Source organism: Luminiphilus sp. nBUS_07, from assembly GCF_051201685.1.
Taxonomy (GTDB): Bacteria; Pseudomonadota; Gammaproteobacteria; order Pseudomonadales; family Halieaceae; genus Luminiphilus.
Genome location: NZ_CP179213.1, coordinates 648,264 through 666,700 on the forward strand (window position 1 = coordinate 648,264; position 18,437 = coordinate 666,700).

General features: G+C 54.1%; 16 protein-coding genes. 11 read left to right on the plus strand and 5 right to left on the minus strand.

Annotated elements, in window-relative coordinates:
- The first annotated feature begins 48 nt into the window (after positions 1-48).
- The 3 genes from ACMAZB_RS02950 to ACMAZB_RS02960 all read left to right on the plus strand — a co-directional run bounded on the left by ACMAZB_RS02950 (position 49) and on the right by ACMAZB_RS02960 (position 2,641).
- Positions 49-1,053: a DNA-directed RNA polymerase subunit alpha gene (locus tag ACMAZB_RS02950; RefSeq protein WP_435214313.1), complete on the plus strand. Its 1,005-nt coding sequence runs from the start codon at positions 49-51 to the stop codon at positions 1,051-1,053.
- 54 nt (positions 1,054-1,107) lie between these two features.
- Complete coding sequence (gene rplQ / locus ACMAZB_RS02955; protein ID WP_435219336.1) at positions 1,108-1,512, plus strand: 50S ribosomal protein L17; 405 nt, start codon at positions 1,108-1,110, stop codon at positions 1,510-1,512.
- 220 nt (positions 1,513-1,732) lie between these two features.
- The gene (locus ACMAZB_RS02960) at positions 1,733-2,641 is read left to right on the plus strand and encodes an N-acyl homoserine lactonase family protein (RefSeq protein ID WP_435219337.1); all 909 of its coding nucleotides are present in this window, start codon (positions 1,733-1,735) and stop codon (positions 2,639-2,641) included.
- Between the two features lie 224 nt (positions 2,642-2,865).
- Here ACMAZB_RS02960 and ACMAZB_RS02965 read toward each other — a convergent pair whose 3' ends face one another.
- Together ACMAZB_RS02965 and uvrA are read right to left on the minus strand one after the other, a co-directional pair.
- Positions 2,866-4,101: a cytochrome P450 gene (locus ACMAZB_RS02965; RefSeq protein ID WP_435219338.1), complete on the minus strand. Its 1,236-nt coding sequence runs from the start codon at positions 4,099-4,101 to the stop codon at positions 2,866-2,868.
- Positions 4,102-4,220: 119 nt separating this feature from the next.
- Positions 4,221-7,103, minus strand: a complete 2,883-nt coding sequence (uvrA, locus tag ACMAZB_RS02970; protein ID WP_435214319.1) for an excinuclease ABC subunit UvrA — start codon at positions 7,101-7,103, stop codon at positions 4,221-4,223.
- Positions 7,104-7,229: 126 nt separating this feature from the next.
- Between uvrA and ACMAZB_RS02975 the strand changes: the two genes are divergently transcribed.
- The 5 genes from ACMAZB_RS02975 (at position 7,230) to ACMAZB_RS02995 (ending at position 11,651) form a co-directional block, all read left to right on the plus strand.
- Positions 7,230-8,426 (plus strand): MFS transporter, encoded by a 1,197-nt coding sequence (locus tag ACMAZB_RS02975; RefSeq protein ID WP_435219339.1) that lies wholly within the window; start codon positions 7,230-7,232, stop codon positions 8,424-8,426.
- Between the two features lie 95 nt (positions 8,427-8,521).
- On the plus strand, positions 8,522-9,016 hold the full coding sequence (gene ssb, locus ACMAZB_RS02980; protein WP_435219340.1) for a single-stranded DNA-binding protein: 495 nt from the start codon (positions 8,522-8,524) through the stop codon (positions 9,014-9,016).
- 29 nt (positions 9,017-9,045) lie between these two features.
- A complete protein-coding gene (locus ACMAZB_RS02985) occupies positions 9,046-9,921 on the plus strand; it encodes a sugar nucleotide-binding protein (protein ID WP_435219341.1) in 876 nt (291 codons plus the stop codon).
- On the plus strand, positions 9,918-10,436 hold the full coding sequence (moaB, locus tag ACMAZB_RS02990; protein WP_435219342.1) for a molybdenum cofactor biosynthesis protein B: 519 nt from the start codon (positions 9,918-9,920) through the stop codon (positions 10,434-10,436). Before ACMAZB_RS02985 ends, moaB begins: the two co-directional genes overlap by 4 nt.
- A 3-nt stretch (positions 10,437-10,439) precedes the next feature.
- On the plus strand, positions 10,440-11,651 hold the full coding sequence (locus tag ACMAZB_RS02995; RefSeq protein ID WP_435219343.1) for a molybdopterin molybdotransferase MoeA: 1,212 nt from the start codon (positions 10,440-10,442) through the stop codon (positions 11,649-11,651).
- Between the two features lie 43 nt (positions 11,652-11,694).
- On the opposite strand, the gene fabB is transcribed toward ACMAZB_RS02995, so the two are convergent.
- Positions 11,695-12,924, minus strand: coding sequence for a beta-ketoacyl-ACP synthase I (gene fabB, locus ACMAZB_RS03000; protein ID WP_435219344.1), 1,230 nt, complete (start codon positions 12,922-12,924; stop codon positions 11,695-11,697).
- Positions 12,924-13,454, minus strand: coding sequence for a 3-hydroxyacyl-[acyl-carrier-protein] dehydratase FabA (gene fabA / locus ACMAZB_RS03005; protein WP_435219345.1), 531 nt, complete (start codon positions 13,452-13,454; stop codon positions 12,924-12,926). Before fabA ends, fabB begins: the two co-directional genes overlap by 1 nt.
- Before the next feature lie 220 nt (positions 13,455-13,674).
- Between fabA and ACMAZB_RS03010 the strand changes: the two genes are divergently transcribed.
- Genes ACMAZB_RS03010 through ACMAZB_RS03020 form a run of 3 tightly spaced genes read left to right on the plus strand, consistent with a single transcriptional unit; the run spans position 13,675 to position 17,279 of the window.
- The gene (locus ACMAZB_RS03010) at positions 13,675-15,078 is read left to right on the plus strand and encodes a mannose-1-phosphate guanylyltransferase/mannose-6-phosphate isomerase (RefSeq protein WP_435219346.1); all 1,404 of its coding nucleotides are present in this window, start codon (positions 13,675-13,677) and stop codon (positions 15,076-15,078) included.
- A gap of 15 nt (positions 15,079-15,093) precedes the next feature.
- Positions 15,094-15,921: a UTP--glucose-1-phosphate uridylyltransferase GalU gene (gene galU / locus ACMAZB_RS03015; RefSeq protein WP_435219347.1), complete on the plus strand. Its 828-nt coding sequence runs from the start codon at positions 15,094-15,096 to the stop codon at positions 15,919-15,921.
- 5 nt (positions 15,922-15,926) lie between these two features.
- Positions 15,927-17,279, plus strand: a complete 1,353-nt coding sequence (locus tag ACMAZB_RS03020; protein ID WP_435219348.1) for a phosphomannomutase — start codon at positions 15,927-15,929, stop codon at positions 17,277-17,279.
- Between the two features lie 11 nt (positions 17,280-17,290).
- On the opposite strand, the gene ACMAZB_RS03025 is transcribed toward ACMAZB_RS03020, so the two are convergent.
- A complete protein-coding gene (locus ACMAZB_RS03025) occupies positions 17,291-18,256 on the minus strand; it encodes a polyprenyl synthetase family protein (protein ID WP_435219349.1) in 966 nt (321 codons plus the stop codon).
- Between the last annotated feature and the right edge of the window lie 181 nt (positions 18,257-18,437).

Genomic DNA, 18,437 nt, shown 5'->3' on the forward strand with positions numbered 1-18,437 from the left:
GGGTTACGCGAGCTGCAGCCCTTCTTAACTACCAATAGCAGGTATCCTATGTCCACGAATGTGAATGAGTTTCTTACCCCCCGCGTCATCAAGGTCGATGAGAAGTCATCGACACGCGCGCAGGTAACCCTTGAGCCGCTCGAGCGTGGCTTCGGACACACCCTTGGTAATGCCCTACGACGCATTTTGCTGTCTTCTATGCCGGGCTGTGCGATTACCGAGGTGGAAATTGACGGTGTTCAACATGAATATTCTGCGGTTGAGGGTGCTCAAGAAGATGTCATTGAGATTCTGCTCAACCTTAAAGGTGTAGCACTGTCTATGACAGGGAAGGATGAGGCAGAGCTGTCTCTAGTAGCCAAGGGTCCCTGTACAGTGACAGCCGCTGAAATTCAAACAGATCACGACGTGCAAATTGGAAATCCTGATCACGTTATTTGTCACCTGACAGCCGATCAAGAATTGGTCATGCGTGTGGTTGTTGAGCGCGGTCGCGGCTACTCTCCTGCAGACTCTCGAATCAACCCCGAAGAGGAAACCCGTTCAATCGGTAAGCTTCAGCTGGATGCATCATTTTCCCCCGTTCGACGTGTATCCTATGTGGTCGATTCGGCGCGAGTTGAACAGCGCACCGACCTCGATAAGCTTATTATCGATTTAGAAACCAACGGAACCATTGATCCTGAGGAAGCTATTCGGCGTGCGGCGACCATATTACAGCAGCAGCTGCTGGTATTTGTCGACCTCGAGAGCGAGGCGCAGGCCACCGCGCAAGAAGCTGATGACGAAGTCGATCCGATCTTGCTACGTCCTGTTGATGATCTTGAGTTGACAGTACGATCAGCTAACTGTCTGAAAGCTGAAAACATTTATTACATTGGTGATCTTGTACAGCGCACTGAAGTGGAGCTCCTCAAGACACCGAATCTCGGTAAGAAGTCTTTGACTGAGATTAAAGACGTCTTGGCGTCGCGAGGCTTGTCACTGGGTATGCGGTTGGAAAACTGGCCGCCTGCTAGCTTGCGTAACGATGAGCGTTTGTTGAGCGTTTAGTCACTTATTAGGTAACTGGTCCCGAATTAGGGATCTTATGGAAGGAAAAAGACAATGCGTCATCGTCATAGCGGTCGACAGCTAAATCGTAACAGCTCCCATCGCAAAGCTATGTTTCGCAACATGGCAGTGTCACTCGTGGAGCACGAGCTGATTAAGACAACGGTACCCAAGGCCAAAGAGTTGCGCGGCTATGCGGAGCCTTTGATTACACTGGCTAAGACCGACAGTGTGGCCAATCGTAGGTTGGCATTTGATCGTACTCGCAGTAAAGAAGCCGTCGGCAAGCTGTTTGACGAGCTAGGCCCGCGTTATGCAGAGCGTCCCGGAGGCTACATCCGTATCTTGAAGTGCGGTTTCCGTACTGGAGACAAGGCACCGATGGCCTATGTTGAGCTGGTTGATCGCCCTGAGCCTGAAGATGTTGAAGAAGTGATTGAGGGTGAAGACGAGGAGTAAGCTCACGTCTAAACCGTTAAGACTTGTAGGAAGCCCCGATGCCCTTGGTATTGGGGTTTTTTTTTGCCGTGCCTTGGGTGTATCGTTTCCCAGAGTTGCCCGGTGCTCTTGAGCGGTTCAAACTGACCAAGCCCTGCGTCAGTGGTTGCTGACTGAGCTGGTCTGTGGAGGGGCGGTTGCGGGTGTTTAATCTGAACGATTATTCGGAGGTGTCGTGGGCATGAAGTGGGTTTCTGTCTTTGTTCTATGCGGCGTATTGTTGGGTTGCAGTGACTCCATCAAGTCCACTGCAGAGATATCGGGGGTAAAGGTGGGCTCAGCGGTGAGTGATCAAGACACCGCGGCTGTTACTGGGCCTTTGCGCTTGTTCATTTTTGATTGTGGCCGAATCCGCTTCGAATCAGTGGCTGGTTTTGGTCTTTCTGAGGGTGATACCGCAACTCGTGAGTTGGTGGCGCCCTGCTACATTATTGATCACCCTAAAGGACAGTTGCTTTGGGACGCGGGACTGCCCTCAGACGTTGCGAAAAGTAGTGGCTGGGTCAGTCGTGGTGAAGGAGTCGACGTTGCTTTAGATAAAACCCTGGCTAAGCAGCTCAAGGAAATGGCTTTGGGCTTTGACCTCGACGCTCTTGAGTTTATAGCGTTCTCCCATATTCACTGGGATCACGTAGGAGCCGCTAATGACGTTTCTAACGGTCAATGGTTAGTGCAGGAAGGCGATTACAGGGCTTTTTTGGACCCTACTGGCGCCGCAGTGCCTGCCGTCGATCCAACACTATTAGTGGCAATGGAAGCGAGACCTGTCCGAGTGCTAACAGGGGATCATGATGTGTTTGGGGATGGGCGCGTAAAGCTTATCGCCGCCTATGGCCACACTCCGGGTCATCAGGTGCTCTATGTGGATTTGGCGAATTTTGGCCCCGTCGTGTTATCCGGTGATCTTTATCATTTTCCCGTGAGTAGAGCTAACCGTGTGGTTCCCCTGTTTAACGTTGATAAAGCGGCAACCTTGGCTGCGATGGATCGTGTTGAGGCTGTGGTGAGTGAGACCGAAGCTGACTTTTGGATACAGCATGATTTAGAACATTTCCTCAGCCAAAAAAAAGCGCCGGAGTTTTATCAGTAATTGGCACTGTCACATCGCGGGTGACCCATGGGGCGGTGCGGGCGGTTCTTTTGAAACCAAAGTTGGTGGCTCCAGCAAGCTAGGCGCCATTGCTGGCAATGACGCCACCAAGCCCTCCAGTAAAAATATGATTCCAGTAGCCGGACAACTTAGTGGCAAAGCCCCGTGCAACCCACTTACGCAATGAGAGTTTTTGCTTAGGTTGGGGTGTCAAAAGCTCTGGGTTAGCGATGCAGCACAACTGATAAATCCGAATAACCGCGAACAAAATTGGACTGAATGCGGTGAGGCTCCCCAAGCATTTCAACGTCACTGAAGCGTTTGAGAATTTCTTCCCAGAGAATACGTAGCTGCATTTCGCCCAGCCGATTACCCATGCACCGATGAATGCCAAAGCCAAACGATAGGTGGTAGCGCGGGTTGTCTCGAGAGATGTTGAAGACGTTTGGGTCCTTAATCGCAGTTTCATCATGGTTTCCGGATAAGTACCACATCACTACTTTATCGCCTTGGCGAATGGTTTTGCCGCCGAGAACGACATCTCGCGTGGCGATCCTCCGCATATGCATTAGGGGAGTTTGCCAGCGGATAATTTCTGGCACCATCGAATTCACGAGGTCTGGATTCGCTTTCAATCGGGCAAATTGCTCGGGGTTTTGATTGAGGGCGACCACGCCTCCGGTGATTGAGTTTCGCGTTGTATCGTTGCCCCCCACGATCAGTAAAATCAAGTTTCCGAGATATTCAAGCGGGTCGTCAACCATGCTGGCGGTTGCCGGATTGGTCGCCAGCATACTGATCAGATCCATAGTTCCCGGTGGATTGTGTTTTCGTTCGTGCCACAGACTGGTGAAAACGGTTAGGCACTCAGTGAGAGCCCGCGTGCGTTCGTCATTGTCACCGTCACCACCTGCGATCTCTGGCAGTGAGGTTGCCATGTCCGACCAGTAGGGCAGCTTGTGCCGGTCCTCAAACGGGAAGTCAAAAATGGTGGCGAGCATTTGCGTGGTCAAATTAATGGCAACGCGGTCAACCCAGTTAAAGGGCTCTCCGATGGGGAGCGCATCCAGCATAGTGATGACCCGGGAGCGAATCAGTGTTTCTAAGTCGGCTAAGTTACGTGGCGCAACAACGCCTTGTACGGCTTTACGCTGGATATCATGAAGAGGTGGATCCATCGCTATGAACTGGCGCACGGGAAGGTCGTCCCCGTAATCACCGATGGTGATGGCTGGCTCGGAAGAAAAATCGTCGTGACTTTTATCAACGGTCACGATGTCCTCAAAGCGAGTGATCGACCAAAAGCCCCCAAAGTCGCTGTTTTCGCTCCAATGAACGGGATCTTCCTCGCGCAGTCGAGCAAACCACGGACGCCAGCTGTCTGTGGCATACAGGTCGGGGTTACTGACATCTATTGCGTCGAGAGGTATTGCGTAAGGGTCGGGCATAGGGGCGGTCATAGCGCGGTCCTCTTATAAGGTTTCGCTCGCACTAGGATTAGAACACAGGGTTGCGATGGTTAGGGGTCATGCAAGGACAGGAGCGGGTGATTTCCAGACACCCGCTTGAATAAAAAGCCCTACGCCGCCTTTTTTCGGGGCTTTCGCTTGCTGGTTTTTTTGACCGCTGCGATCCGGTCACCCAGAAGGGACTTAAGAAACTCGCCGGTGTGAGACCCAGGAGTCGTGGCAACCGTCTCCGGGCGTCCGGTGGCTATGATCTGCCCACCTCCAGAACCACCTTCGGGCCCCAGATCAATGACCCAGTCGGCTGTTTTGATCACATCAAGGTTATGTTCGATGATTGCCACTGTGTTACCGCCGTCCCGCAGGCGGTGCAGGACTTCCAGCAGTTGCCGGATATCTTCAAAATGAAGCCCCGTCGTGGGTTCATCGAGAATATAGAGGGTGTTTCCGGTATCCCGTTTCGACAGCTCCTTGGCAAGTTTTACGCGCTGTGCCTCCCCTCCAGACAGCGTTGTCGCGGCCTGACCCAAACGAACATAAGACAACCCGACATCCATGAGGGTTTGCAGCTTCCGATAAATCGCGGGCACTGCCTCGAAGAAAACGACGGCATCTTCCACCGTCATTTCCAGAACTTCTGAAATGCTTTTCCCTTTGTAGCGAATTTCTAAGGTTTCCCGATTGTAGCGCTTGCCTTTACAGACATCGCAAGGGACAAAAATATCGGGCAAAAAGTGCATTTCAACTTTTGTTACACCGTCACCCTGACAGGCCTCACAGCGGCCGCCGCGAACGTTAAAACTAAAGCGCCCAGGCTTGTAGCCGCGAGATCGAGACTCTTGTGTGCCTGCAAACAGTTCCCTTATGGGCGTGAAGATACCGGTGTAGGTCGCTGGATTAGATCGTGGCGTGCGACCAATAGGCGATTGGTCGATGTCGATACATTTATCGAAATGCTGCAGTCCTGTCACGGCATCGTGGGGAGCTGCCTTGAGCGTAGTCGCGCCATTGAGCTCCGTAGCAGCCAGAGGGTAAAGGGTGCCATTGATCAAGGTCGACTTTCCCGATCCAGACACGCCGGTAATGCAGGTCAAAAGCCCAACCGGTAGTTCCAAGGTGACGGCCTGGAGATTATTGCCGCGGGCACCTTCAATAACCAGCATGCGATCAGTGTCGATAGGTCTGCGGGTTGCGGGGATCGCAATTTCGCGTTTACCCGACATGTAAGCACCGGTTAACGAGTCCTCAACTTTCATGACGTCTGCAATAGTGCCCTCGGCCACAATATGGCCGCCATGAACTCCCGCCCCGGGACCAATGTCGATGATGTGGTCAGCAGTTCTAATGGCATCCTCGTCGTGCTCAACGACCAGTACCGTGTTTCCTAAGTCCCTGAGGTGGGTGAGGGTTGCCAGTAAACGCTCATTATCACGCTGATGTAAGCCAATAGACGGTTCATCGAGGATGTACATAACCCCCACTAAACCTGCGCCAATTTGAGAGGCAAGACGAATTCGCTGTGCTTCGCCTCCCGACAGTGTTTCGGCACTGCGGTTTAACGTGAGGTAGTTAAGCCCAACGTCGACCAGAAAGCGGTAGCGGGCTCGTAATTCTTTGAGAATTTTATCGGCGATTTCGCCGGCGCGCCCCGGCAACGCCAATTGTTCGAAATAGTCGAACGCCTCGCCAACAGGGAGATTAGTGATCTCCGGTAGCGTTTGCTCATCGACAAAGACGTTGCGGGCGTCTCGGCAGAGGCGTGTTCCCTGGCACTGCTGACAGGGTGCCGTCGAAACGTATTTGGATAATTCCTCTCGCACAGATTGCGACTCGGTTTCCCGGTACCGACGCTCAAAATTGGGCAAGATGCCCTCAAAGGCGTGACGCCGCTTGAAAACGGTGCCACGGTCATTGATGTAGGCGAACTCAATTTCTTCCCCGTCGTTGCCAAATAAAATCAGTTCGCGCTGCTTTTTTGATAACGCGTCAAAGGGCTTTTCGATGTCAAAACCATAGTGGTCTGCCAGAGATGTCAGTATGTGAAAGTAGTACACATTGCGCCGATCCCAGCCTCTAATGGCGCCGCCGGCAAGGCTGGCCTCGGGATGGGCAACGACGCGGCTTTCATCGAAGTACTGCATCACGCCCAACCCGTCGCAGCCGTCGCAGGCACCGGCGGGATTGTTGAAGGAAAATAGACGTGGCTCGAGCTCGTCAATGGCATGGCCACATTCGGGACAGGCGTAACGTGCTGAGAACAACAAGGTTTCGCCGGTTTCACCTTCCATCGGTGCGACCGATGCCAGACCGTCAGTGAGTTCCAGGGCGGTTTCAAAGGACTCTGCCAAGCGCAAACCGAGATCCTCCCGCACCTTGAATCGATCGACGACGACATCAATTGAATGCTTACGCTTCTTATCAAGGGCTGGCACGTCATCAAGGTCGACAAGAATGCCGTCGACCCGCACGCGGATAAAACCCGCTGCGCGCATTTGCTCAAAGATGTGTAAATGCTCGCCTTTTCGGTCCCTGATCACGGGGGCGAGCAGCATGAGCTTGCTGCCTTCCGGCTGCGCCAGCACAGCATCGACCATTTGGCTCACGGTTTGGGCCTTGAGTGTGATGCCGTGGTCCGGACAGCGCGGATCACCGACCCGTGCGAACAAAAGTCTCAGGTAGTCATAAATCTCAGTAATAGTGCCCACCGTTGAGCGCGGGTTGTGAGAGGTGGATTTTTGCTCAATGGAAATGGCGGGGGAGAGCCCCTCAACGTGATCAATGTCGGGCTTTTCCATCATCGACAGAAATTGTCGAGCATAGGTCGAGAGCGATTCAACGTAGCGTCGCTGCCCCTCAGCGTAGAGAGTGTCAAAGGCGAGGGAGGATTTTCCCGAGCCTGACAGACCGGTGATCACGACCAGCTTATCCCTCGGGATATCGAGATCAATATTCTTGAGGTTGTGGGTACGCGCACCGCGGACCTGAATGGTATCCATGTATAGCCAGACCTGTGTGAGGGATGAGTGACTGAACCAGACAGTATACGCGCCCTGAGCCAATCCCGATGGCCTCGAGTTCGATTCGTGTCGTGGTAAACTGACGGTTTACCGTCGGTATTGATCTTGGATACACAAACTACGCTGACTTCGGGTGAGCGGCGCGCCATTTTGGCTCTGGGTAGTCTCTACAGTTTCCGTATGCTGGGCCTGTTCATGGTCCTGCCCGTGCTGGGGATTTACGCCGTCGATTTGCCCGGAGCGACACCAGAAAAGCTTGGAATCGCCCTGGGGGCCTATGGTCTGACGCAGGCGTGCCTGCAGTTGCCATTAGGCTGGCTTTCTGACCGTATTGGGCGTTTGCCCATCGTGGTAGCCGGACTGTGTTTGTTTATCGCGGGAAGTTTGGTGGCCGCGGGTGCAGAGACCATTCATGGCATTATCGCTGGCCGGTTTCTGCAGGGGGCGGGGGCCATCGCTGCGGCCCTGACGGCACTAGCTGCTGATTCCACCCGTGAATCTCAACGCACTAAAGCTATGGCGGTTATTGGCGCTAGCGTGGGCCTGTCATTTGTCATGGCGATTGTCTTGGGGCCTGTAATCGCCTCAAGTCTGGGTTTGCAGGGCGTATTCCTTGTAACTGCTGCTTTGGGTGCGGTGGGATTGGTTATTGTATTGACGGTCCTGCCAAAAAATGCGCCCAAAGCGGCGGCCATTGCTGATGGTGACTGGGCTGCCGACCATGTTTTTGGGGGTCGGCTACCGGTCCTCTATGCCAGCGTATTTTTACTGCACGGCCTGATGATGGCGACTTTCCTTATTATTCCTGCCACCTTGGTCAATACCTTCGACTTTGCAGCTAGCGAGCATTGGAAAATCTATTTACTGACCGTTGTGCTATCGATTCCCCCCGCCCTCCTAATTATGCGGATGGGCCGTGGCGGAGAAGACCCCAGATCGGCCCTAAGCCTCGCTATTATTGCCCTCGTTGGCGGCATTCTTGTGGCTCTGCTGGCGCCCAATTTAACAACCGTCGGTGTTGGGCTGTGTTTTATGTTCGTGGGAATTAACGCATTAGAGGCTATCTTGCCAGCGACGGTGACTCGAGTGGCCCCCGGTCGCCTGCGTGGGACTGCGTTGGGTATTTTCGCGACCTGCCAGTTTCTAGGTATTTTCGTGGGTGGTGCCCTTGCTGGCTTCATTTTGTCGGCTGGGGGCAGCCAGGCTGTGGCTGGTTTGGCAGGCTTCTTGGCGTTAGCGTGGTTAATAGCGCTTTGGCGAAGACCATTTACGCCGGTTATTGCCGCGGTTTTTCATGAATAGCGGTCAGCCCCTCGCCTCGGTATCAGCCCGTTGGTATAGTGAGGGAAATGAGACACACGGCTGTAATAAAACGGCCCGCAGCATTGGAGAGAGCTATGGCTTCCCGCGGCATTAATAAAGTGATTTTAGTTGGCAATCTTGGGGCGGACCCCGAAAATCGTATGTCCCAGGCGGGTGCTGCAATTACCAATCTGAGTATTGCGACTTCCGAGACTTGGAAGGACAAGAACACCGGCCAACAGCAGGAGCGCACCGAGTGGCACCGCGTGGTGTTCTTTAACCGCTTGGCTGAGGTTGCGGCTGAGTACCTGCGCAAGGGGTCCAAAGTTTACGTCGAAGGCACTTTACGAACCCGCAAATGGCAGGACAAGCAGACTGGCCAAGATCGTTATACGACTGAAATTGTGGGCAACGAAATGCAGATGCTCGATAGCCGCGGCGCAGGCGGTGGTGGTGGCGATAGCTACAACAACCAAAGTGGTGATAACTACAGCAATCAAGGTGGTGGTGGCTTTCAATCTGCGCCAGCTACTCAGGCCGCGCCCGCTGGGGGCTCTTTCGACCCAGTGGATGACGACATACCCTTTTAAGTTTCGCGCCTTTAAAGGATTACGTCGACGTGCGTATTCTTCTTTTAGGATCGGATACCCCTATTGGGCACTCACTTCGGGCTTTTATTCCGCCCCTTCAGCGGCATGAACTGATACAGGTGCCTTTGGAGGCTACCCGTTGGACGCGGCAGCGCCCCGCTAAAAAATTGCTAAAAACTGCTGATCCCGACCTCATTCTTGATGCGCGGCTGGTAAGCCTTATCGATCGGGTTGATGCCCTTGAGCCTGCTGACATTGAACGCAGCCAATGGTTGGGCAGCACTGCTGCGCGGCAGGGGTGTCACTATTTGCTGCTGTCGAGCTCTCGGGTGTTTTCTGGGGAGCTTAAAAGGCCTTATCGTGAAAGCGATAAAGCTGATGCGAAGGATGAACTGGGCGCTATTCTTATAGAGGCTGAAACCCAGCTTAGAGATTTGGTGGAGTCGATTTTTGTGCTGCGGCTGGGGTGGGTGTTTTCGGGGCGAGGCCCCAGTGCTATGAACCGAGTCTTGGACAGTCTGCGCGATGGTGAAAGTTTGACGGCATCTGATAATCGCCGGGACTGTCCTGTACATAGTGCTGAAGTTGCTCGTGTTGCGGCTGGGGTCATTGATCAGATCGGCGTGGGCGCGCCCGGTAGGGGCCTGTTTCACTATGGCAGCGAAGGGGACACCGGGTACTTTTCCTTTGCAGAAGCGGCGGTGGCGTGCGCATCGCAATTTGGTCGATTTGCCAATGTCCGTGAGCAACTGCGTGAGGACAGGACCATGCCTATGGTAAACCGGTCCCTCGAGTGCACGGCTATTCGCCATCAATTTGGTATTCAACAACGGCCCTGGCGCGACTTTGTAGAGCGGGCCGTGCGTCGGTACATTGAGTTGTATTGTCAGGAGGCATCAGAGTGACAGGTAATAGCGTTCAGGCATTGGGGGTCTGTGTGTTGACGGTGAGTGACACTCGAACCCAAGAAAACGACACCTCAGGTGATTTTCTGGCAGCTGCAGCTATTGCTAGTGGCCACACCTTGGGCGACCGCAGCATCGTAAAAGATGACATTTATCAGATCAGAGCGGTGACATCAGCGTGGATCGCTAGGGCAGACGTTGATGTTGTGCTCATCACCGGAGGAACAGGGTTTTCAGGGCGCGATTCGACGCCTGAAGCCATGGCGCCGTTGTTCGATAAACATATCGAGGGATTTGGTGAGTTATTTCGCCAATTGTCCCACGCTGAAATCGGCTCATCGACGATTCAGTCCCGAGCCCTTGGCGGTTTTGCTAACAATACCGTCATTTTTTGTATGCCTGGCTCTACCGGGGCCTGCAGGACAGCGTGGGAGGGCGTGCTCAAAGAGCAGCTGGATGGCGCTCATAGACCCTGTAATTTTGTAGGCGTGCTGCAAACGCAAGCGGGTGCCTAGCCAGTGGCGCTGACGCCACTGACGGAAGCTAGAGCTCAGATTTTAGCCCAAACTCCTGCGGCCCCAGCGATGGAATGCCTAACATTACAGGACTGTCTGGGTCGCATTCTGTCGGAGGATGTTGTTGCAGCGCGCGACGTGCCGCCCTTCGATAACAGCGCCATGGATGGTTATGCTATTCGTTACTCCGATATCCCGGGTCCTATTCCGGTTACCCAACGAATCCCAGCGGGCAGTGCCGCGGATGCCTTAGAGCCTGGCACTGCAGCTCGTATTTTTACCGGCGGGGTACTGCCCACCGGGGCTGATACGGTAGTTATGCAAGAAAATACGCGGGAACAGGCGGGGTTGGTGACAGTGGTCGAGCAACCTGCTGAGGGTGCGAATATACGTCGTCGGGGCAGTGACATTGGCGCAGGCGACACCGTCTTACGAGCTGGTCAGCTTCTGATGCCACAGGACTTGGGATTGGCGGCTTCGGTGGGGCGCCACCAGCTGTCGGTTTATCGGCCGTTGCGCGTTGCAGTGATCACCACGGGTGATGAGCTTGTTGATCCAGGGAGTGAGCCTGAGCCTTGGCAAATATTTAATAGCAATGGCACTCAGTTGTGCAGCCAGATTCGAATGCTGGGAATGGAGCCATTGCACTATCCGAATGTACCTGATGATCCCGTGCTCACCGGTGAGACCCTTGAAGCCGCGGCTAAGTCTGCCGACTGCATAATTACGTCTGGTGGCGTGTCAGTGGGGGAGGAGGATCACGTCCGAGCGCAAATTGAGCAGCGAGGTACATTAAATCTCTGGAAGTTAGCCCTGAAGCCGGGCAAGCCTTTTGCTTTTGGAGAAGTGGCTGGATGTCCCATATTTGGGTTGCCGGGTAACCCGGTTTCTAGCTGGGTGACCTTCGGGTTGCTGGTGAAGCCATGGTTACTAGCCGCTCAGGGGGCGAAAGTGCCTGAACTGCGCCGACTCAAAGCCGTAGCGGCCTTCAGCAGGCCTCGTCCGGGAACACGTGAGGAGTACCTTCGTGTTGTGGTCGATAGTCAACCTACACCTGTAGCCAAGCTAGCGGGTGATCAAAGTAGTGGCGTGCTGAGTAGCGCTGGACGGGCAAGTGCTTTGGCAGTGATTCCAGCTGGCACCACCCTTTTAGAGGGCGATGCCCTGGACGTCATTCTGGTGTCGGAGTTTCTCTCTCCCGCGGCTACTCTTTAACGGTGGCTCGTCAACGTCGCATCTCGAGAGCTGATTTTCTGGGCTAGGCGTCGTTATAGCGCTGAAAAATTAGCGTAGCGTTGGTGCCACCAAAGCCGAAGCTGTTGGACATGACTCGATTCAGCCCTGCCTGATCGATACGCTCTCTGGCGATTTTGAGGCCCGCAGCGCCGTCGTCGAGTTGGTTGATATTCGCCGATGCGGCGATGAAGTCTTCGCGCATCATTAGCAGCGAGTAGACAGCTTCCTGAACCCCAGCAGCGCCTAATGAATGCCCGCTGAGTGATTTTGTAGAACCAATCCAAGGGCCGTCTTCATGACTGCCAAAGACTTCCCTGACGGCATTAAGCTCCTGAATATCACCTACCGGCGTGCTAGTACCGTGGGCATTAATGTAATCAATCGAACCATCAACGGTGGCCATTGCTTGCTGCATGCAGCGCACGGCACCTTCACCAGAAGGAGCGACCATATCGTAGCCGTCGCTGGTCGCACCGTAGCCGACGATTTCAGCGTAAATGTTGGCGCCGCGAGCCAATGCATGGTCTAGGGACTCCAGCACGACCATGCCGCCACCTCCGGCAATCACAAAGCCATCGCGATCCACGTCGTAGGCACGAGAAGCTTGATCGGGAGCCTCGTTATACTGCGTGGACAGGGCGCCCATAGCGTCAAATAAACAGCTGAGCGACCAGTGGAGTTCCTCACCTCCACCGGCAAAGACGATGTCCTGCTTGCCCATTTGAATCAGCTCCATACCGTTGCCAATGCAGTGGGCGCTGGTTGAGCAGGCTGAAGAAATTGAGTAGTTCACGCCTTTAATCTTGAAAGGGGTGGCTAGGCACGCGGAGACGGTGCTGCCCATCGTTTGGGTCACACGATATGGACCTACTCGGCGCAAGCCTCGATCCCTGAGAATATCAGCGGCCTCGACTTGGCTTGCTGAAGAAGCGCCACCTGATCCAGCGATAATGCCCGTCCTGGTATTGGAAACCTGCTCCTCACTCAATCCCGCATCAGCGATCGCCTGCTCCATGCTCAGGTAGGCGTACCCTGCAGCGTCCCCCATAAAACGCCAGCGCTTACGATCAATGCAGGCCGACAAATCGATATCAGGCACTCCAGCGACATGGGAGCGCATGCCAGCGTCGGCATGCTGCTGGCAGAAGCTAATTCCGGATTGCCCTGCTTTGAGTGCGGCAGTAACTGCGGCCGTATCATTGCCCAGACAGGAAACGGTACCAATACCCGTTACCACCACACGCTGAGTCATCAGAAAGATTCCGTTGATTGAAAAAGGCCGACCCGAAGATCCTTGGCGGTGTAGATAATGTTGCCGTCGACGGCAACAGTGCCGTCAGCAATGCCCATCACAAGCTTGCGTTCAATGACGCGCTTGATTTGAATTTTATACTCCACCCGCTTCGCGGTGGGTAGTACTTGCCCGGTAAACTTAACGTCCCCCGAGCCCAGCGCCCGCCCTTTACCCGGGTTGCCGCGCCAGCCCAAGAAAAATCCCACAAGCTGCCACATGGCATCGAGTCCTAAGCATCCCGGCATGACAGGGTCGCCGGGAAAATGGCAGTCAAAAAACCAGAGGTCTGGGTGTATGTCCAACTCGGCAATGATCTGCCCGCGGTTGTATTCGCCGCCCTCTGAGCTGATGTGAGCGATGCGGTCGATCATAAGCATTTGATCGATCGGCAGTTGGGCATTGCCGGGACCAAATAGATCTCCCATACCACAGGCGACAAGCTCTTCCTTGGTGTAAGCGGGTTGTGCAACGTGCGGCGTGGTTGTCATACAGTATCCGGTTTAGAGGGTCAGACGGCGACGGTGGAGGGGTGAGTTGTCAGCCGCGAATAACGTGCATTTTAAAGCTTGAAAGTGACATGTCCAGTCGGGGATCATATGCATCAGAGTTTTAATACGGGTTTTGCGTGATTAGTGGTTCCCTAACCGCGTGCAAGCGCCGGTCCTCTCACTGCGGTTCTTCTGAGCCAAAACATTTTGGACGTACAGAATGCTCATACCTGTAATTTTATCTGGTGGTGTTGGCAGCCGCTTATGGCCCGTTTCCAGAGAAGGGCGACCCAAGCAATTTTTACCTTTGGGTGGCGTTAACTCAATGCTGCAGGAAACCAGTCAGCGCTTAGAGTCTCTTCAGGCAGAACCCCCCATTGTTGTGTGCAATGAGGCCCATCGTTTCTTGGTCGCAGAACAATTACGCGAGATCGACCTGCCTGCAACTGCCCTAATTTTAGAGCCAGCCGGTCGCAACACGGCGCCAGCGATTGCCATGGCTGCAATACAAGCCGTTCAGAGTGACCCCGATGCAATTCTGCTCGTGCTTCCCGCCGATCATCACATCGGAAACCCTCGTGCTTTCGCAGCGGCAGTGCAGCAAGGGCTACCGGCGGCGGCTACGGGACACCTCATTACGTTTGGGGTGGTGCCTTCCTCTCCTGAAACCGGCTACGGCTATATCCGTGGTGGCGAAGAAATTTCCTCTGGTGTCCTTAACCTTGCGGAGTTTGTTGAAAAGCCCAATGCCGCGACTGCAGCTGGCTACTTGGAAGCGGGTAACTTCTATTGGAACAGTGGTATGTTTCTCTTGGGCGCTCAAAGTTACCTCGATGCTCTTTTGCAATATCAGCCCGAAATGCACCGACTCAGTTGCTCAGCTATGGACGGTGCGAGTCGAGACCTAGATTTCTTACGACCCGACACGGACCTTTTTCTCGCTTGCCCCTCAGATAGCATTGACTACGCGGTTATGGAGCACACTGATCGTGGTGGTATCGTGCCTCTCGATTGTGAATGGAGTGATATTGGCGCTTGGTCTGCACTCTGGGAAGTGGGCACCCCTGATACAGCGGGCAACGTGGTTGAGGGGGATGTACTCGCCCACGAAACCACCAATAGCTATGTCCGCAGTGAATCGCGCCTAGTCACAACAACGGGCGTAGACAATCTTGTGGTTGTCGAAACTGCGGACGCCGTGCTCGTGGCGGATAGGAACAATGTCCAAGGGGTGAAAGATATCGTTAGTGCGCTGAAAATCGCCGATCGAAGCGAGGCGACGGTACATCAGCGCGTTTTCCGACCCTGGGGATCCTACGAATCACTGGTGGTCGCCGAGGGATTCCAAGTCAAGCGCATCATTGTGCAGCCCGGGCAAACTTTATCGTTACAAAAGCATTTTCACCGTGCGGAGCATTGGATTGTGGTGAAAGGCACGGCTGAGGTCACTCGTGGGGAGGAGACATTCACGCTTACTGAAGATCAGTCAACTTATATCCCGTTGGGTGAGGTGCATCGCTTGGCAAATCCGGGAAAAATTCCTCTGGAGCTTATCGAGGTGCAGTCTGGCTCCTATTTGGGGGAAGACGACATCGTCAGATTTGAAGACGTTTACGGTCGTTAAGCTTAGGGAGTTGTGATGCTTAGAAAATGTTTATTCCCGGTGGCCGGTTATGGCACCCGCTTTTTACCGGCTACGAAGAGCATGCCCAAGGAGATGCTGCCAGTTGTTAACAAACCGCTGGTGCAGTATGGAGTGGAGGAAGCCATCGAGGCGGGTATGACAAATTGTGCCTTGGTGACCGGCCGCGGCAAGCGCGCGATTGCGGATCATTTTGACATCAGTTACGAGCTCGAACATCAAATCGCCGGAAGCAGCAAGGAGTCACTGCTGGGCAGTATTCGTGATGTCATTGATCAGGGTATTTTTACCATGGTTCGGCAGCGAGAGATGTTGGGCCTAGGACATGCGGTATTGACCGGCGAACCGCTGATTGGACCCGAACCCTTTGGTATGGTTCTTTCCGATGATCTCTGTTTAAACACGGGTGGTCCCAGTGTGCTGGCTCAAATGGCAGAGCTATTCGAGGAGTTTGGCTGCTCTATTGTGGCGGTTCAGGAGGTTCCTGACGACGAGATCCACAACTATGGGGTGATCGCCGGTGAACCGTTAAGAGACGGCATCACTCGCGTTGAGCGTATGGTCGAAAAACCCAGCGCCGCGGAAGCGCCATCCAATTTGGCGATTATTGGACGGTACATTTTGACCCCCGATATTTTTGACATCATTCGTGGCACCGCACCCGGAGCCTCTGGCGAAATTCAAATTACTGATGCGCTGCAGCAACAGGCGAACACAGGGGGTGTCATCGCCTACCAATTCAAAGGCCGGCGTTTTGATTGCGGCAGCGTACCCGGCTTTGTTGAAGCCACTAACCACGTCTATGAAACTATTTACAGGCCATAACTCTTATGTCTGACTCTTTACCCTGCTTCAAAGCCTACGATGTTCGTGGGCGAGTACCCGATGAGATCAACGAAGATGTGGCCCACCGAATTGGGCGGGCCTATGCAGAAGTTATTGACCCTGGCAGTGTCGTCGTGGGTCACGACATTCGCCTGACCAGTGAATCCATCAAAGGCGCCTTAATTGACGGCTTGCGAGAGTCGGGGGTTAATGTTGTCGATATTGGTCTTTGTGGCACCGAGGAAATTTACTTTGCCACGGATCATCTCGGAGTCGGCGGCGGCATTGTTGTGACAGCAAGCCACAACCCCAAAGATTACAACGGCATGAAGTTTGTTCGGGAAGGTGCTAAACCCATCTCGGGGGATTCCGGTCTCGCGGAGATTCGTCGTCTTACGGAACAACGTCGGGGACGTGATTCCGGTAGTAAAGGTAGCTATGAGACTACCTCGACGCTATCGCCTTACATTCAACATATGCTGAGTTATGTCGATGTTCCCAGCCTCGCGCCCCTAAACGTTGTGTGTAACGCAGGTAATGGCGGTGCGGGCAGGGTGATCGATGCTCTAGAGCCTAAATTGCCTTTTAAATTTAGCAAGGTGCACCACGAGGCTAATGGTCACTTTCCTAATGGCGTTCCCAACCCTCTGCTTGAGGAAAATCGTGAGGCAACCGCCAGCGTCGTTCGCGCGAAGCGCGCCGATCTGGGTATCGCTTGGGATGGCGATTTTGACCGCTGTTTCTTTTTTACGGCCCAAGGTGATTTCGTTGAGGGCTACTATATTGTTGGGTTGCTGGCCGAGGCGTTTCTGGCGCAGCAGGGTCCTCAGCGCGTGGTGCACGACCCGAGACTGACTTGGAATACTCAGGCCATTGTGGCCGCGGCAGGGGGAGAGGCTGTTGCCAGTAAAACGGGTCACGCGTTTATCAAAGAGCGAATGCGAGAGGTCGACGCAATTTATGGTGGTGAAATGAGCGCCCACCATTATTTCAGAGACTTTGCCTACTGCGACAGCGGCATGATTCCTTGGCTGTTGGTCGCTGCTTTGATGTCTGACAAAAAGCAATCCCTCGCAGAGTTGGTTGCCGCACGAGAGGCGGAATTTCCTTGTTCAGGCGAGATCAACCGTCGCGTGGAGGATCCGGCTTCGCTTTTAGCTGCCGTTGAAGCGCATTACGCACCGACCGCATTACGGGTTGAGCATCGCGATGGTTTGAGTATTGAGAACAGCGACTGGCGTTTCAATCTGCGCATGTCTAATACCGAGCCTGTTGTGCGATTGAACGTTGAAAGCCGTGCTGATCGTGCATTGATGGAAGCTCGTACCGAAGAGCTTCTCGGGTATATGGAAGGGTAAACGCGGTAGCTTTACCGCTCCCGATTTATAGCCATATCAGCTAGCTCATGAAGGGCCTCCAAAGCCGCCGACTGGGCTAGACCGTCCAGCGCAGCAAGAGCGGACTGTTGATGGAGCACGGCCTGCTCACGGGTGTAGTCGATACCACCCGAGCGGCGTACGGCTGCGATTACGCCGGTAAGATTCTCACTGTTTTTCTGAGAGAGTGCGTCGCGAACGATCGCGGCATCATCGGCGCTGCCCGATGCCATGGTGTGAATCAGCGGGAGTGTCGGTTTGCCCTCATTGAGATCGTCACCTACTTGCTTTCCTGTGACTTGGGGATCGCCGGTGTAGTCGAGGACATCGTCAATCATTTGAAAGGCAATGCCTAAATGCCGGCCGTAAGCTGCCATCTGATCCTGCTGTGACGGATCACGGCCCTTTAAAATGGCGCTGCCTCGACAGGCAGCAGCAAACAGGGCGGCTGTTTTGCGGTCGATAACGTCGAGATACTGAGTCTCGGTTACCGACGGATCCCCCGCACGCATTAATTGAAGAACCTCACCTGCCGCAATGGTGTTAGTGGTATCTGCCATACTTTGTAAAAGTGACAAATCTCCCAGGTTAACGATGAGTTGAAACGCCCGGGTGTAAATGAAGTCGCCGACCAAGACGCTGGGGGCGTTACCGAATTCCGCGTTGGCGGTGGCTCTGCCTCGACGCAGGCTCGATAAGTCGACGACGTCATCGTGCAGCAGGGTTGCGGTGTGAATGAACTCAACCACCGCCGCGAATTTAATGTCTGACAGGTCAACGCCGCCTTGAGCGCTAGCAGCTAGCAGGGCCAAAAGTGGTCTGAGGCGCTTGCCTCCGGCGTCAACGATGTAATGCCCAACGTTCTCCACCATGGCCACGTCTGACTTTAGCTGTTGAATAATGAGCTCATTGACCTGCTGGAACTCATCCGCAACACAGGCACGTATCGATGTAATCAAGAGGACTCTCCTTGGGGCAAGCGGAGTATAGGGGCTTGCTGGGTTCTGCGCCATGCTGACCAAGGTAAGTGCGCTAAAATAGAGACGCGTAATAAACACACTTGAAGTTCGGAGCTTCCTCACCTAAAATCCGCGCCCGAGTCTCATAACCCAAGGGTTGTAGTGCTCATCTGGTGCCGAC